Genomic DNA, 13,953 nt, shown 5'->3' with positions numbered 1-13,953 from the left:
CTACTCACTTTTGCTCTGCTGCCACACGCCCTTGGCCTTGAGGCCGTCGGCCACCTCCTTGGGCATGTAGGTCTCGTCGTGCTTGGCCAGCACGCTGTCGGCGACGAAGACGCCGTCCGGGCGAAAAATGCCTTCAGTGATGACGCCCTGCTCCTCGCGGAAAAGGTCGGGAAGAATGCCAGTGTAGGTGACCTTGACCTGCTTCTGGTTGTCGGTCACCGAAAAAGCGACGGTGGTCCCCTGACCGCGCTCGATCGTGCCTTTTTCGACGAGGCCGCCGAGCCTGATACGCTGCCCAGGCTGCAGGCTGGCGGTGGTCAGATCGGCGGGCATGTAGAAGTAGGAGGCCTTCTGGCCGAGCGCGTAGAAGGTCAGGCCGGTGGCGGCACCGAGGAAGGCCAACCCTCCGGCGATCACCGACAGTCTTTTCTGCTTGCGCGTCATTTGTTACTCCGTCGCCGTCAGGCCAAGCGAGGCGGCAAACGCGTTGAATTTCTTCGCTTCGTCACTATCGGAGCCAAAAACGGCGATAGCGCGATTGAGCGCGTCGCGCGCCTGATCGGCCCTGCCTAGCACGACATAGGAACGAATAAGCTGCATCCATCCTTCCGCATCGCGCGGGTTTTGCCGCAGTTTTTCATCAAGCCCCGCAACCATGGTGTTGATCATCGCTTCCCTATCCTGCGGCGACATCGACGACGCGGCGTCGACATCCCCGGAGTTTGGGCCTTTTGCAGGCACTCCCGAAGCAACGCTGCGCCTGGCGGATTCGGCCAGTGCCTGCTCGACGGCTCCGCGCCAGGGCGAGTCCTGCGGCAAGGCCGCGAGCATTTTCTGCCAGCCGGCCGTCGCCTCCCCAATGCGGCCTTCCTGCGCCATGCCCATCGCCAGATAGAAGCTGGCCTTCGGATTTGCCGGATCGAGCTTCAGAGCCGCCTCGAAGGCGGCCTGAGCGTCGGCCGAGACAATGCCGCCCGCTGCGCTGGCGATCGCCTCGCCGAGGCCGGCCTGGCGGGCTGCGCTGTCGCCGTCGAGGCGAATGGCGTTGCGGTAGGCCGTCACCGCGTCGGAGAACCGCTGCATGCGCAGGTAGATTGGCGCCAAAACATCCCAACCCCTGCCATCGGACGGGTTGGCGGCAAGATGGGCCTCGGCGCGTGCCACCAGTTCGTCCACCGAACTGTCGGCGGGATTCTTGGCCAGTCGCTCGCTGAGCGGCTGCGACGGCAGCTCGGGCGAGCCGAGTTGGCTGTACAAGCCCCAGCTGACCAACGGAACCGCCAGGACCGCGGCCGTCGCAACCAGCCTGGTCGCCATCGACGGCTGCCGCGCCGCAGCCTTGTCGGCGGCACTGTCCAGGCGAAGGATGCGGCGGGCGATCTCCGCACGCGCCTCTTCGGCCTCGGCCGGCTGGATCAGGCCACGCGCCACGTCGCGGTCAAGCTCGGACAGCTGGTCGCGATAGACTTCAAGGTCATGATCGCTGCTCGCCGAACCACCCTTCGGGCCGCCGGCCAGCGGCAGCAGAACCGCCAGGCTTGCACCCAGCGTGAGAATGGCGGCTATGACCCAGAACAGCATGTTTCTTCCAATAACGGCAGAGCCCTGCCCTGCCAACACAGGCGTCCTGCGACGCTTTGACGGCAGATGCGTCGCATGTCCTTGATTGATGTCAACCGGACCTAAAGCGCGTCGCGTTCGACCGGCGTCATGCGACGCGCTTTAGATAGTTGTTTTCATGCTTGTCGTCATCGCAAGACCGCTGCACACCCTCGGGTCGGGCCCTGGATCAGGCCCGGAGGGCATGCTGTTGCGCGAACTCTTGTTTTAATGCATGTCGTTATCGCAAAACCGCTGCACACTTTTGCGCGACATGCACTATCCGGCCGGTCGTTACGTCAGCGGCGTCCAACTGCCATCGGCGTTGCGGCAAGCGGTTCCGCGCGCAGTGGCGCCGGCGGCGCCGGTAAAGACCGTATGGGTGTATTGTCGGCAGTCCTGCGAGCCGACACGATAGGGCTGGGCGGGCACGACTTCACCGTAATGCGCCGACCGATCGCCCTTCCACGTCACCTTCTGGCTGCTCGCCGTGTACTCGAGCGCCCTGTATTCCGCCTCCAGCGCCTTGCGCTTTTCGGGATCGCTCAAGCCGGTACCGATCGATCCGCTGACGAGGCCGCCGCCCATGGCGGAAATGACCGTCGTCGCGATCTTGCCGTCACTTGGCGGCGTTGCCGCCGGCTGCGGCGTCACCGTGGCGCTCGGGCCGTTGCCCAGCGTCGTGCAGCCGGAAACGGCCAGCAATGCGGATACGAGCGCGACGCGAATCTTCATGCCAAAAACCGGTCTCTTGAGTTAAAGCTGGGGGCCGCCGCCATCGGGGGAAGTCGGCGTGGCCATAGTGTCGATGTTTGTCGGAAATTTGGCCGCGGCCGACGGCTCCGGGACCAGTCGACATGCCGCAATATCACGCAGCGTCGATCAATGTCGACTGGCCCGGCAAAAAGCATGAGCCTAGTGAAGGCTCCGCAATCGAACCACCGCCTTCAACCCGCCCATGCTGGACCGTTCCAGAGCCAGAACGCCTCCATACTCGTTGACGAGGTCGGCGACAATGGCAAGTCCAAGCCCGGTGCCCGGCTTTGTCTCGTCGAGACGCCGTCCGCGCTTCATCGCCTCGCGTGCCTTGTCCTCTGGAATGCCCGGGCCGTCATCCTCGATGCTGATCTCGAACAGGTTGACAGCACCCTCCTTGCCGGCGCCACTCTTCTTGCCGGAGCCAGTCTTCTTGCCGGAGATTGGCGCCACCGATACCGTGACCGCGCTCTTTGCCCATTTCATGGCGTTGTCGAGCAAATTGCCAAGCAATTCTTCCAGATCCTCGCGTTCGCCGGCAAAGACGATATCGACTGCCGGCAGCGAAAGTGAGAGAGCGGTCTGCGGATTGAGTTTTTGCAGCACGCGCACCATGCGCTGGACCAGCGGCGCCACCGGCGTGCGGTAGACGACACTGTCGCGTTGCGCCGCAACGCGGGCGCGCTGCAGATAATGGTCAATCTGCTTCTGCATCGAGGCGGCCTGCTCGGCTATGAGCTGGCCCTTGGCGCCGCCGAGCGCCCGCCCCTCGTTGATCAGCACCGCCAGCGGCGTCTTCAGCGAATGGGCGAGGTTGCCGACCTGCGTCCGCGAGCGCTCGACGATACGTTTGTTGTTTTCGATCAACGCGTTGGTCTCGTCGGCGAGCGGCTCGATCTCGGCAGGGAAGCGACCGTCGAGCCTTTGCGCGGTTCCTTCGCGAACCATGGCGAGAGCGTCCCTGACCCGGCGCAATGGCTGCAGGCCCAGCAGGATCGCGATGGCGTTGATGGCGATCATGCCGACGCCGAACAGGGAAAGGTAGGTCAGCAGGCGACGCTGGAAGGCGCTTATCTCCTGCTCGAGCTCGGTCTTGTTGCCCATGACGCGGAAGCGCGCTGCGCGATTTTTCGCGTCGAGAACGAATTCGCTCTCGAACACTTCCAGTTCCTCGCCATCGATGCCTTCTGTCGCATAGCTGCGCTGGAAGCTGGCATTGAACGGAACCTCGGCGACGCTTGGCGACAGGATCGCCTTGGTCATCGAGGAGGAGTGCAACTCACCGCTCACGCCTTCCGACGCAGGCTCCACCGACCAGTACCAGCCGGAATTCGGCTCCGAGAACCGAAGGTCGCCCAGGTCGGGAGCGCCGGTCAGCGAACCGCCTTCGGACACGCCGACCGAGCCGATCAGATTGAACAGATGCGCCGACAACAGGCTGTCGAAACCGCGCTCGCTCGCCTGGCGATAAAGCGTCGTGATCAGCGTGAAGATGACAATCAGGGTGAGTATCGCCCAGATCGTGGAAAAGGCGATCACCCGGAACGCCAGCGAACGCGGCCCGAACCGCAGCGAAAGCGGCGTCCTTGCAGTCTGTCTGAGCGGTTCCGCCTTACGCCTCCGGCTCACGCATTCGATAGCCCATACCGCGAACGGTTTCTATCATGTCGATGCCCATCTTCTTGCGAAGCCGCCCGACAAAGACCTCGATTGTGTTGGAATCGCGGTCGAAATCCTGATCGTAAAGGTGCTCGACCAACTCGGTTCGGGACACCACCTCGCCCATATGGTGCATCAAATAGGCAAGCAGGCGAAATTCGTGCGACGTCAGCTTCAACGGCACGCCGTCGACATCGGCCTTGGAGGCTTTGGTGTCGAGCCGCAGCGGCCCGCAGGTCAACTCCGACGACGCATGGCCGGCCGCGCGCCGGATAAGAGCTCGGACCCTGGCCAGCACCTCTTCGATGTGGAACGGCTTGGTGACATAATCGTCGGCGCCGGCGTCGATGCCGGATACCTTGTCGCTCCAGCGATCGCGCGCCGTCAGAATCAGGACCGGCATCTTGCGGCCGCCGCGCCGCCAGCGTTCGACCACGCTGATGCCGTCCATCTGCGGCAAGCCGATGTCGAGCACCACGGCGTCATAGGGTTCGGTGTCGCCGAGGAAATGACCTTCCTCGCCGTCGAAAGCCCGGTCGACAACATAGCCGGCATCGACCAGCGCGTCTGATATCTGCCGGTTCAGATCCTTGTCATCTTCGACGACGAGTACGCGCATGCGGGAATCATACCCAGTTGAAGAATCGGCCTGTTGAGGAGCTGGACGTCAGATATAGGCCGATTCCAGCGCCTGGGATACGGCAGGCATCAGTTCAGCGGAACGACGATCTCCGTGCGGCGTGGACGCTGCCCATCCTTGCCCGGAACCAGCACGACGATGACGCAGACCGGCTGGCCACCGCGCGTCGACTGCGACGCCTTGGCCAGCGTGCCGCCATTCTGCTCGGCGACCTGCTGACCGATCGCGTAGCAGTCGGAGGCGGCCAGGACGATCGGCCGGTTGTGCTCGGGCACGACGACCGGCAGCGCCGTCGCCTGCGACGCAAACAGACCGGCAGCGCAGAGCGCAAGTGTCGCGGTTGGGAAGTGGGAGCGAAGCGTTTTCATGATCAGCGTCCTAACGCATCGGTGCTGAACGTGAAATGAACATCGAATGCCTGCAACACATGCCTATCTCACCCCCTGGTATGCGAGACAACCAACCCCGGTGATTTTCGCCGCCCCAATCCGGCAAATCCAAGCGCCAGTCTAGACTGTGTTGCAGCCATATTGAAAGCGCGTCAGGCGTTTTCTTCCGTCACGGCGCGAAAGCGCAGCAGCCCGTGACAGGCTGAAAGATCCTCGTCGTAACGGACCTCGGTGAATTCGAGCCTGAGATTGACGCGGTGATGCTCGTCGAGCGCCAGCGCCGCATCCTGGAGGCGGGCGCTGACCATGTCCATCACGTCGAGCATTTCTTTCCTGGCCTCGGATTTCGACCAGAAATGCAGAGTGAAAAGCTGCTCGGCGTCGTTCTCCCTGCCGGTTACCCAGTCATAGACGCTGGTCCGGCCGAACGTCACATAGGGAAACGGGATGTTTTCCGGGGCATGGTCGAATAGTTTTGCGCCGCCCAATGCCGCTGACAGGGAACCGTCAGCGTCCAGCGCTTGGAACAAGGCCTTCTGCAACGCGGCAGCCGGCGCGGTCATTGTTTTCTCCCTCGCCCGTCACGGCTAAACAGGCCTTTACGCCGTCAGCGATTCCTGCTTGCAGCGTAGCCGCGTTGACGTTCTGGCGCCAGATCACGGCATCTCCATGCCGCGGCCTCCTCGCGTCAGGAATGTCGGGTGGCCAACCCGCGCCTCCTCATTTGGCATGCAAGGCGTTTGAAAAACGGTGTTATGGAGGTGTTTGTTGCTCCGGACATTCGAGGTCGTTTCGTGCGCGAGCCATCGCTGCTGCCTGTCTTTGGAAAGCTCGGAATCAAGCCGCCAGTCGTAATTGCGGCGGCGCCGACCATGTCGAAGAGCATGGGGAGCATAGCGACCCGCATGCGGGAGGTTCTGTCTTCACACGGTGGCCTGGCCTTGAAGCTGTCCGTCGTTGTGTGGACGGTTGTTATACTGGCGATGGTGCTCTTCATTACGCAGGCCTAACCAATCGACATTCGATCGGGGTGGAAACGAAAATGATGCCGGCCTGCCTCAGGCGGCATTTGCGCCTAGGTTGGAATCTGGCGTATTGGCCCCGATAGCGCAGCCGCTCGGGATTTAGCGAAAATCGGCCGCGGTCAGCACATATATGCTCTTGCGAGTGCGGGCATAGGCATTTCTGGCGATTTCATGGATGGAACTGGAGGCGGTGTCGAACGCCGCCAGATAGGTGGCTTCAGCAGTTGGTGCCTCTGATGGTGCCTTCGAGATGGCATCAGTGGCGACAGAGAAGGAAATCTGGAACATGCCGTCATGGCCGACGAAGCGGATGCGTTTGCCCGCCTCGTCGTAGCTGCGGCTTCGATTGGGAAATGTCAGGCTCATGACTTGACCTCCGTTGATGCAACGTCTGCTTTCTTGACCGCCCGCGACGCCCGCTTTTTCTTGGGGGCGACGGGATTGAGGGCCTCCGCGGCGCGGTCGGCCTCTTCCTTGGCCAGCCGCAACGCCCGCAATCTTGCCGTCTTAATGGTCCTGGCCTTGGCCTCGGAAACATATTCGGCCGTTGCCTGGTTGCGTTCCGCGGTTTTCTTCTGCTTCTCCATGAAGCGCGCTTCAGCTTTTTCCATGATGTTCTGGCTAACTTCCGCCATCGATAAAATCTCCTTTTGACTGAGATTATGAAAGTGAATTTCCCATCTAAAATAGGAACTCGGAACAAAAAATTCAACTTCCAGATTATTTTGAATTGGTCGAAATTCTGAAAATGAAACAGCAAAAAAATACTATTCAATAGTTTCCGACAGAGCATGAATATTTTTTGGCACTCCTATCAATCGAGTGCCAACGGGCCTATAGAAGGGAGCGGCCGCCTAAGCCGGCCCCAGAAAGAGTTCCCATGAAATTCCGGCCCCTCCACGATCGCGTCGTCATTCGGCGCGCCGAAAGCGACACCAAATCCAAGGGCGGCATCATCATTCCCGACAATGCCAAGGAAAAGCCGCAGGAAGGCGAAGTGATCGCCGTCGGGCCGGGCGCGCGTGACGAAAGCGGCGCGCTGATCGCGCTCGACGTCAAGGCCGGCGACCTCATCCTGTTTGGCAAATGGTCGGGAACCGAGGTCAAGATAGATGGCGAGGACCTTCTGATCATGAAGGAGGCCGACATCATGGGCATCATCGAGAAGACCATCGCTGCCAAGAAGGCCGCCTGATTGGAGCGCCGCGCGTCCTCTTGGACGCGCAAAGGACGCTCCAAGTTTTTGAATCTACGCATCGTGCTTTTCCGAAAATCGATTCCGATTTTCGAGCCGATGCTTCAGGCGGAATGCCGAAGTCTTTCTGGTTCCAAAGCGAACGGGCCCACTCCACACACAAACGGGATGAAAAATCATGTCTGCCAAGGAAATCAAATTCTCCACCGATGCGCGTGACCGCATGCTGCGCGGTGTCGAAATCCTCAACAACGCCGTCAAGGTGACGCTCGGCCCCAAGGGCCGCAACGTCGTCATCGACAAGGCCTATGGCGCACCGCGCATCACCAAGGACGGGGTGGCGGTAGCCAAGGAAATCGAGCTTGCCGACAAGTTCGAGAACATGGGCGCGCAGATGGTGCGCGAAGTGGCGTCGAAGACCAACGACCTTGCCGGCGACGGTACCACCACCGCCACGGTGCTTGCCGCTTCCATCTTGCGCGAGGGCGCCAAATTCGTTGCCGCCGGCATGAACCCGATGGACCTCAAGCGCGGCATCGACCTTGCCGTTACCGCTGTCGTCAAGGAAATCCAGGCACGCGCCAAGAAGGTCAAATCTTCCGGTGAAATCGCGCAGGTCGGCACCATTGCCGCCAATGGCGACACCACCGTCGGCGCCATGATCGCCAAGGCGATGGACAAGGTCGGCAATGACGGCGTCATCACCGTCGAGGAAGCCAAGACCGCCGACACCGAACTCGACGTCGTCGAGGGCATGCAGTTCGACCGCGGCTATCTCTCGCCCTATTTCGTCACCAATGCCGAGAAGATGCGCGCCGAGCTGGAGGACCCTTACGTCCTCATCCATGAAAAGAAGCTCGGCAATCTGCAGGCGATGCTTCCCATCCTCGAAGCCGTGGTGCAAAGCGGCAAGCCGCTGCTGATCATCTCCGAGGACGTCGAAGGCGAAGCGCTGGCGACGCTGGTCGTCAACAAATTGCGCGGCGGCCTCAAGGTTGCGGCCGTCAAGGCGCCGGGCTTCGGTGACCGCCGCAAGGCGATGCTGGAAGACATCGCGGTGCTCACCGCCGGCCAGATGATTTCGGAGGACCTCGGCATCAAGCTCGAAAACATCACCATCGACATGCTAGGCCGCGCCAAGCGCGTGCTGATCGAGAAGGACACGACGACGATCATCGACGGCGCCGGCGAGAAGGCCACGATCCAGGCGCGTGTCCAGCAGATCAAGGGGCAGATCGAGGAAACCACCTCCGACTACGACAAGGAGAAGCTGCAGGAGCGGCTGGCTAAGCTCGCCGGCGGCGTCGCGGTCATTCGCGTCGGCGGCGCGACCGAGTCCGAGGTCAAGGAAAAGAAGGACCGCATCGACGATGCGCTGAACGCCACGCGCGCGGCAGTGGAAGAAGGCATCGTTCCCGGCGGCGGTGTCGCGCTGCTGCGCGCCAAGGCCGTACTGAACGGGCTGACCGGAGCCAATGCCGATGTGACGGCGGGCATTTCGATCGTGTCGAGAGCGCTCGAAGCGCCGATCCGCCAGATCGCCGAGAACTCCGGCGTCGAAGGTTCGATCGTTGTCGGCAGGCTCACGGACAGCAAGGATCACAATCAGGGCTTCGACGCCCAGAACGAGACCTATGTCGACATGATCAAGGCCGGCATCGTCGATCCCGCAAAGGTGGTGCGGACCGCGTTGCAGGATGCCGGGTCGATCGCGGCGCTGCTGATCACCGCGGAAGCCATGATCACCGACATTCCAGCAAAAGACGCTGCGCCTTCGGCCGGCATGGGCGGCTACTGACCACCCCCTCCCGTAAATAGGCCCTGCAAGGCCTGGCCTCAGCAAGGCCGGGCGACCGATCCCAACATCAACCAGGAAGGAACTGTCCGTGGCCACACAAAGCAGCAAGCCATCTCTCGCGCGTCGATGGGAAGATTACCAGCCGGCCAAATCCACGCTTTTGTGGGCATGCGCTGCAACCTTCGTCGCCACGCTGATCATCGGTTTCAACTGGGGCGGCTGGGTGACCGGCGGCACCTCACGCGCGCTGGCGGCCACCGCCGGCGATACGGCGCGCGGCGAACTGGCCTCGGCGGTCTGCGTCGATCGCTTCAATACGGCGCCCGACGCGGCCGCCAAACTTGTCGAGTTCAAGGCCATAACCGACAGCTACAAGAAGCGGCAGTTCATCGAGACGGGCGGCTGGGCGACCATGCCCGGAAAAACCTCGCCCGACAGGCTGGGTGCGCAAAGCTGCGCGGTCGCTCTCGCCACCTAACATCTTCGACCTCTCGGAGAGAACGTGCTCTTGACGAGAGCCTGAAAGACAGCCGCCGGGGCATTCCCCGGCGCGCAGCCGTCGGCAAGGAGATCGATCCATGATTGCATTCGTCCCGAAGCCAAATGCTGTAGTAAAGACCAAGGTGGCCGAGGAAAGCCGCTTCGATCGCATTCGCAGGCTTGCCGACAAGCACAGGAAAGCCGACGTCGGCACGATCCGCCGCGACCCGCAGAAGGCAGGCGACAAGCGCCCCATGTAACGCGCGCTCGCTGAACTACATCACGAAACCGGTGCTGCGCCACCCTCTTCCGTGCGCCGCGCAATGAATTCGTCGAGAACCCCTGATGTGGCAGCGGCGCAAGCCGGCGGCCGAAAATCGGCCAGCAGCCGTTTCCAGATGCCGGTGGCGCGCTCCGTGGCGGTTCTTGACCCAGCCTCAGTCCAGTTGCCGAAATTCGACCAATCGGCGACCAGCGGTTCGTAGAAAGCGGTGCGGTAGCGCGCCATTGTGTGTCCGGCCGAGAAGAAATGCCCGCCCGGCTGCACTTCGGCGATAGCCTCGAAGCCGATCGCGGCCTCGTCGCCGGGCGTCGCCACGCAGAGTTCCGCGATGGTCTGCAGCGCCTCGACATCGGTGATCAGCTTCTCTCGCCGCCTATCTGCGCAGTTTCACAGGCCAGGAGCCAATTTCATGCGCTTTATCGCGGCGCAGTAAGCGGGCACGAGGTGGCGGAGGTGGCAGGCCCGACCCTGGTATCAACAAACTGTACCGCGAAAGCCCCCCGCCCTTGTGAGCGAGGCCAAAATGGACAAATAGTCTGGTGCCGCCCTGAAATTGCCCGCAAGCAGTTTCTCAGTGGGAGGCGTAGCCGCAGCCGGATCTTGGAATGGCCAGTCCTTTGAAATCACGCAAGAGAAGGGGTCCGATTGCCGCAAGACTGCTGGCGGCGGATGCGTGGTTCGATTCCTCGCTCTACGAGATCGGCTTCAAGGCGCGCCGGTTCTGGGAAGCGGCCACCATTTTTTTCCGGCGCTTCCGCGTCTCCGGCTGGCGCCGCGGCATCATCGAACTGTTGAGCGAAGGTTTCACACTCGGCGCCGGCGGTATCGTCGTCATGCTGGCGCTCGCCTTGCCGGCCTTCCAGGAAACCGCCGGCGACTGGCGCGCCCAGGGCGATTTCGCCATCACCTTCCTCGACCGCTACGGCAACGAGATCGGCCAGCGCGGCATCATCCAGCGCGATTCGGTGCCGGTCGACGAGATGCCCGACCAGGTCATCAAGGCGGTGCTGGCCACCGAGGATCGGCGTTTCTTCGATCACTACGGCATCGACGCGCTCGGCCTTTCGCGCGCGATCTTCGCGAATGTGCGGGCGAATTCCGTGGTGCAGGGCGGCTCGAGCATCACCCAGCAGCTGGCCAAGAACCTGTTCCTGACCAATGAACGGACGTTGGAGCGGAAGGTCAAGGAAGCCTTCCTGGCGCTGTGGCTCGAGGCCAATCTGTCGAAGAAGGAGATCCTGCAGCTCTATCTCGACCGCGTCTATATGGGCGGCGGCACGTTCGGCATCGAAGCGGCCGCCGATTTCTATTTCGGCAAAAGCGTCAAGGATGTGAACCTCGCCGAAGCGGCGATGCTGGCCGGCCTGTTCAAGGCACCGACCAAATACGCGCCGCACATCAACCTGCCTGCTGCCAGGGCGCGGGCCAATGTAGTGCTGTCGAATCTCGTCGAAGGCGGCTTCATGAGCGAGGGTCAGGTGCTGCCGGCGCGGCTGCATCCGGCTGAAATCGTCGACCGCGGCGAGCAAAAGAGCCCGGATTACTACCTCGACTGGGCATTCGACGAGGTCAAGAAGATCGCCGCGAAGTCCGGCCAGCATTCGCTGGTCGCCCACACCACTTTCGACGCCAACATCCAGAAGGCGGCGGAAGAATCGATGGAATTCCATCTCCGCCAGTTCGGCAAGGAATACAACGTCACCGAAGGCGCCATGGTCGTCATCGAAACCAATGGCGCAGTCAGGGCGATCGTCGGCGGCCGCGACTACGGTGCCAGCCAGTTCAACCGCGCCACCAAGGCGCTGCGCCAGAGCGGCTCATCGTTTAAACCCTACGTATACGCAACGGCGATGGAGCACGGCTTCACGCCGGACTCCGTCGTTTCCGGCGCGCCGATCTCCTGGGGTGCCTGGTCGCCGCACAATTACAATGACGGACGGGCCGGCAAGGTCACGCTGATCACGGCGATGGCCAAATCGGTCAACACCGTGCCGGTGCGGCTGGCCAAGAATCATCTCGGCATCAAGCCGATCAAGGCGATGGCGGAAGCCATGGGCGTCGAATCGCCGCTCGAATCGCACAAGACGATGGTGCTCGGCACATCGGGCATGACCGTGATGGACCAGGCGACAGGCTATAGCGTGTTCGCACAAAATGGCTTTGTCGGCTCCCGGCATGGCATCACCCAACTCGTCACCCGTACCGGCGAGGTGGTTTATGATTTCGCCAAGGATGCGCCGCCGCCGCGCCGTGTGCTCTCGGAACAGGCGCTGAAATCTATGAACACCATGCTGGCCGCGGTGCCGGTGATGGGGACGGCGCGGCGCGCTGCCCTTCCCAATATCGTTTCGGCCGGCAAGACCGGCACTACGCAGTCTTACCGCGACGCCTGGTATGTCGGCTTTACCGGCAACTACACGGCTGCCGTTTGGCTCGGCAATGACGACTTCACCCCGACCAACAACATGACCGGCGGCTCGCTGCCGGCGATGGTTTGGCAGCGGCTGATGGTCTATGCGCACCAGAACATCGACCTCAAGCCGATCCCCGGTCTCGACCATCCCTTCGTCGACGAAGAGATCGCCGCCAAGGCCGAGGAAGCGGAAAAGAAGAATGCCGAGCAGGCGGCGGCCGACACCGCTGCCGAGCGCCCGCCGGTGCTGTCCAGCCAGACGACGCGGGCGCTCAGGGACATCACAAGGCTGTTCCAGTCGGCGCCCGTCCTCCACGCGCCTGCGACGCCGGAGACCCTGTCGGCGCTTTGATGCCGGCACGACGGGCCAGGCCATCCCTCGCACCGCAATTCCGCAGAGGTCCGCTTGCCATGGCCCCCTGCCCCGCGATATCCCCGAGCGGCACTCCTCTAGCCCGCGGCTCTTCATGCTCAAAAACGCATTCCTGACGCTCTTCGCGCTTGCCATAGCCATCGGCGGCGGCGGCGGCAGCGTCTGGTACGCGCTCAAGACGCAGGATGGCATTGGCGCGATCAGGATCGGCCAATGGACGGCGTTTCCCGATATCGGCACGCAGGCGGCGGATGCTTATTCGAAAGCCCGCGTGGCGCGCGAGGGTGTCCTTGCACTCGGGCAGGCAGAAGGCCTGTCGTTTGTCGCCGAACGCGATTCCGATGGCGAACTATTGAAACGCCAATGCGCCTATGAAATCGAAGGCGGATTTCCCACAGCCCGGTTCTGGACCCTCTATGCCGCCGATCGGTCGCTCGGCGTGGTCGAGACCGGCAAGCCAAGGCTTGCGGCACTTCAGTCCTACCAGGTGCTGCGCCAGCCCGACAATTCCGTGGTTATTTCCGTCAGCAACCGCCCCGCGCCGGGCAACTGGCTGCTTTCCGACGGCTTCGGCCGGATGTATCTGGTGCTGACATTCTACGACACGCCGATCGCCAGCAGCACGGGCCTTTCGGATGTCACGCTGCCGCAGATCGTAAAGGTCGGCTGTAATGCGTAGGCTGCTGCACGCGATCTTGCTCGGCCTGCTTGGCGCCGGCATCGTACACATCATCGTGCTGCTGCTCGTCCCGGAATTTTCCGAACGCAATGCCTGGTCGCGGCTCGCCATGGCCTCCAACCTTTATCGGATGACCAGGCTGGACGCTGAGGCCGGCGGTACGCCAGTGGTGAAATCCGTCGATCCGCTGTTTTATGCTGCGGCTTGCCGCTTCGATCTGTCCGATGGGATGGTTCGGGTGAAGGCGCCGGGAATCGTCCCGTTCTGGTCCGTATCGGTCTATGACCGCAGCGGCCATAACATCTACTCCTTCAACGACCACAGTGCGACCGAAAAGGTGCTGGACAGTATCGTACTGACGCCGGCGCAGATGATCGAGATCCGCAAGGATCTCCCGGAGGAATTGCAAGAGGCAATCTTCGTCGAAGCGCCCATCGACGAAGGCATGTTCGTCATCCGCTCCTTCGTGCCCGACGACAGCTGGAAGCCGACCGTGTCGCGGTTTCTCGAGCAGAGTTCCTGCGAGCTGCAGGACTACTGACGTCAACCGAAATATGCCGCCGGTTGCGGCCCATGCCTTGCGAGCCGCCGCGGCGCTCATTCAAGGGATAGAGCATCCTTTGCGCGCCCAGCAGGGCGCGGCGAATCCATTCAGCCGCGACGC

17 protein-coding genes and 1 pseudogene are annotated in these 13,953 nt (G+C 62.2%); 8 read left to right on the top strand and 10 right to left on the bottom strand.

What is annotated here, in order from left to right:
• The 7 genes from ccmE to AC0L16_RS07000 form a co-directional block, all read right to left on the bottom strand.
• Positions 1–444, bottom strand: coding sequence for a cytochrome c maturation protein CcmE (ccmE, locus tag AC0L16_RS07030; RefSeq protein ID WP_473619810.1), 444 nt, complete (start codon positions 442–444; stop codon positions 1–3).
• 3 nt (positions 445–447) lie between these two features.
• Entirely contained in the window at positions 448–1,581 is a 1,134-nt protein-coding gene (gene ccmI / locus AC0L16_RS07025) for a c-type cytochrome biogenesis protein CcmI (RefSeq protein ID WP_473619808.1), read from the bottom strand.
• 312 nt (positions 1,582–1,893) lie between these two features.
• Positions 1,894–2,334 carry a hypothetical protein gene (locus AC0L16_RS07020; protein WP_473619807.1) on the bottom strand — a complete coding sequence of 147 codons (441 nt, stop codon included), beginning with the start codon at positions 2,332–2,334 and terminating at the stop codon, positions 1,894–1,896.
• 180 nt (positions 2,335–2,514) lie between these two features.
• Positions 2,515–3,984 (bottom strand): ATP-binding protein, encoded by a 1,470-nt coding sequence (locus AC0L16_RS07015; protein ID WP_473619806.1) that lies wholly within the window; start codon positions 3,982–3,984, stop codon positions 2,515–2,517.
• The gene (locus AC0L16_RS07010) at positions 3,968–4,633 is read right to left on the bottom strand and encodes a response regulator transcription factor (protein ID WP_023800820.1); all 666 of its coding nucleotides are present in this window, start codon (positions 4,631–4,633) and stop codon (positions 3,968–3,970) included. The genes AC0L16_RS07015 and AC0L16_RS07010 overlap by 17 nt, the downstream gene beginning before the upstream one ends.
• An 89-nt stretch (positions 4,634–4,722) precedes the next feature.
• Positions 4,723–5,022: a hypothetical protein gene (locus AC0L16_RS07005; protein ID WP_077381969.1), complete on the bottom strand. Its 300-nt coding sequence runs from the start codon at positions 5,020–5,022 to the stop codon at positions 4,723–4,725.
• Positions 5,023–5,195: 173 nt separating this feature from the next.
• The gene (locus tag AC0L16_RS07000) at positions 5,196–5,606 is read right to left on the bottom strand and encodes a DUF3168 domain-containing protein (RefSeq protein ID WP_077381971.1); all 411 of its coding nucleotides are present in this window, start codon (positions 5,604–5,606) and stop codon (positions 5,196–5,198) included.
• Positions 5,607–5,744: 138 nt separating this feature from the next.
• On the opposite strand from AC0L16_RS07000, the gene AC0L16_RS06995 reads away from it, so the two are divergent.
• Positions 5,745–6,053: a hypothetical protein gene (locus AC0L16_RS06995; RefSeq protein ID WP_473619804.1), complete on the top strand. Its 309-nt coding sequence runs from the start codon at positions 5,745–5,747 to the stop codon at positions 6,051–6,053.
• A 114-nt stretch (positions 6,054–6,167) separates the two neighbouring features.
• Here AC0L16_RS06995 and AC0L16_RS06990 read toward each other — a convergent pair whose 3' ends face one another.
• Together AC0L16_RS06990 and AC0L16_RS06985 are read right to left on the bottom strand one after the other, a co-directional pair.
• On the bottom strand, positions 6,168–6,434 hold the full coding sequence (locus AC0L16_RS06990; RefSeq protein ID WP_077381973.1) for a DUF1488 family protein: 267 nt from the start codon (positions 6,432–6,434) through the stop codon (positions 6,168–6,170).
• Complete coding sequence (locus AC0L16_RS06985) at positions 6,431–6,703, bottom strand: hypothetical protein (protein WP_077381975.1); 273 nt, start codon at positions 6,701–6,703, stop codon at positions 6,431–6,433. Before AC0L16_RS06985 ends, AC0L16_RS06990 begins: the two co-directional genes overlap by 4 nt.
• Before the next feature lie 245 nt (positions 6,704–6,948).
• Between AC0L16_RS06985 and AC0L16_RS06980 the strand changes: the two genes are divergently transcribed.
• The 4 genes from AC0L16_RS06980 to AC0L16_RS06965 all read left to right on the top strand — a co-directional run bounded on the left by AC0L16_RS06980 (position 6,949) and on the right by AC0L16_RS06965 (position 9,801).
• Positions 6,949–7,263, top strand: coding sequence for a co-chaperone GroES (locus AC0L16_RS06980; protein WP_077381977.1), 315 nt, complete (start codon positions 6,949–6,951; stop codon positions 7,261–7,263).
• 178 nt (positions 7,264–7,441) lie between these two features.
• On the top strand, positions 7,442–9,061 hold the full coding sequence (gene groL / locus AC0L16_RS06975) for a chaperonin GroEL (protein ID WP_077381979.1): 1,620 nt from the start codon (positions 7,442–7,444) through the stop codon (positions 9,059–9,061).
• Between the two features lie 88 nt (positions 9,062–9,149).
• Positions 9,150–9,539, top strand: a complete 390-nt coding sequence (locus tag AC0L16_RS06970; RefSeq protein ID WP_128184590.1) for a hypothetical protein — start codon at positions 9,150–9,152, stop codon at positions 9,537–9,539.
• A gap of 100 nt (positions 9,540–9,639) precedes the next feature.
• The gene (locus tag AC0L16_RS06965; protein WP_473619803.1) at positions 9,640–9,801 is read left to right on the top strand and encodes a hypothetical protein; all 162 of its coding nucleotides are present in this window, start codon (positions 9,640–9,642) and stop codon (positions 9,799–9,801) included.
• A 20-nt stretch (positions 9,802–9,821) separates the two neighbouring features.
• Here the strand turns inward: AC0L16_RS06965 and AC0L16_RS06960 are convergent.
• Positions 9,822–10,190, bottom strand: a pseudogene (locus AC0L16_RS06960) (trimethylamine methyltransferase family protein); the annotation flags it as partial.
• A gap of 239 nt (positions 10,191–10,429) precedes the next feature.
• On the opposite strand from AC0L16_RS06960, the gene AC0L16_RS06955 reads away from it, so the two are divergent.
• From AC0L16_RS06955 to AC0L16_RS06945, 3 genes are all read left to right on the top strand, one after another.
• The gene (locus tag AC0L16_RS06955; RefSeq protein WP_473619802.1) at positions 10,430–12,589 is read left to right on the top strand and encodes a transglycosylase domain-containing protein; all 2,160 of its coding nucleotides are present in this window, start codon (positions 10,430–10,432) and stop codon (positions 12,587–12,589) included.
• Positions 12,590–12,704: 115 nt separating this feature from the next.
• The gene (locus tag AC0L16_RS06950) at positions 12,705–13,289 is read left to right on the top strand and encodes a DUF1214 domain-containing protein (protein ID WP_473619800.1); all 585 of its coding nucleotides are present in this window, start codon (positions 12,705–12,707) and stop codon (positions 13,287–13,289) included.
• Positions 13,282–13,830, top strand: a complete 549-nt coding sequence (locus AC0L16_RS06945; RefSeq protein ID WP_473619799.1) for a DUF1254 domain-containing protein — start codon at positions 13,282–13,284, stop codon at positions 13,828–13,830. Before AC0L16_RS06950 ends, AC0L16_RS06945 begins: the two co-directional genes overlap by 8 nt.
• Positions 13,831–13,953 lie beyond the last annotated feature (123 nt).

The organism is Mesorhizobium sp. WSM4848 (assembly GCF_055811375.1).
Note: the sequence above shows the minus strand (reverse complement) of the source record. Positions and strands in the feature narration are given on the sequence as shown.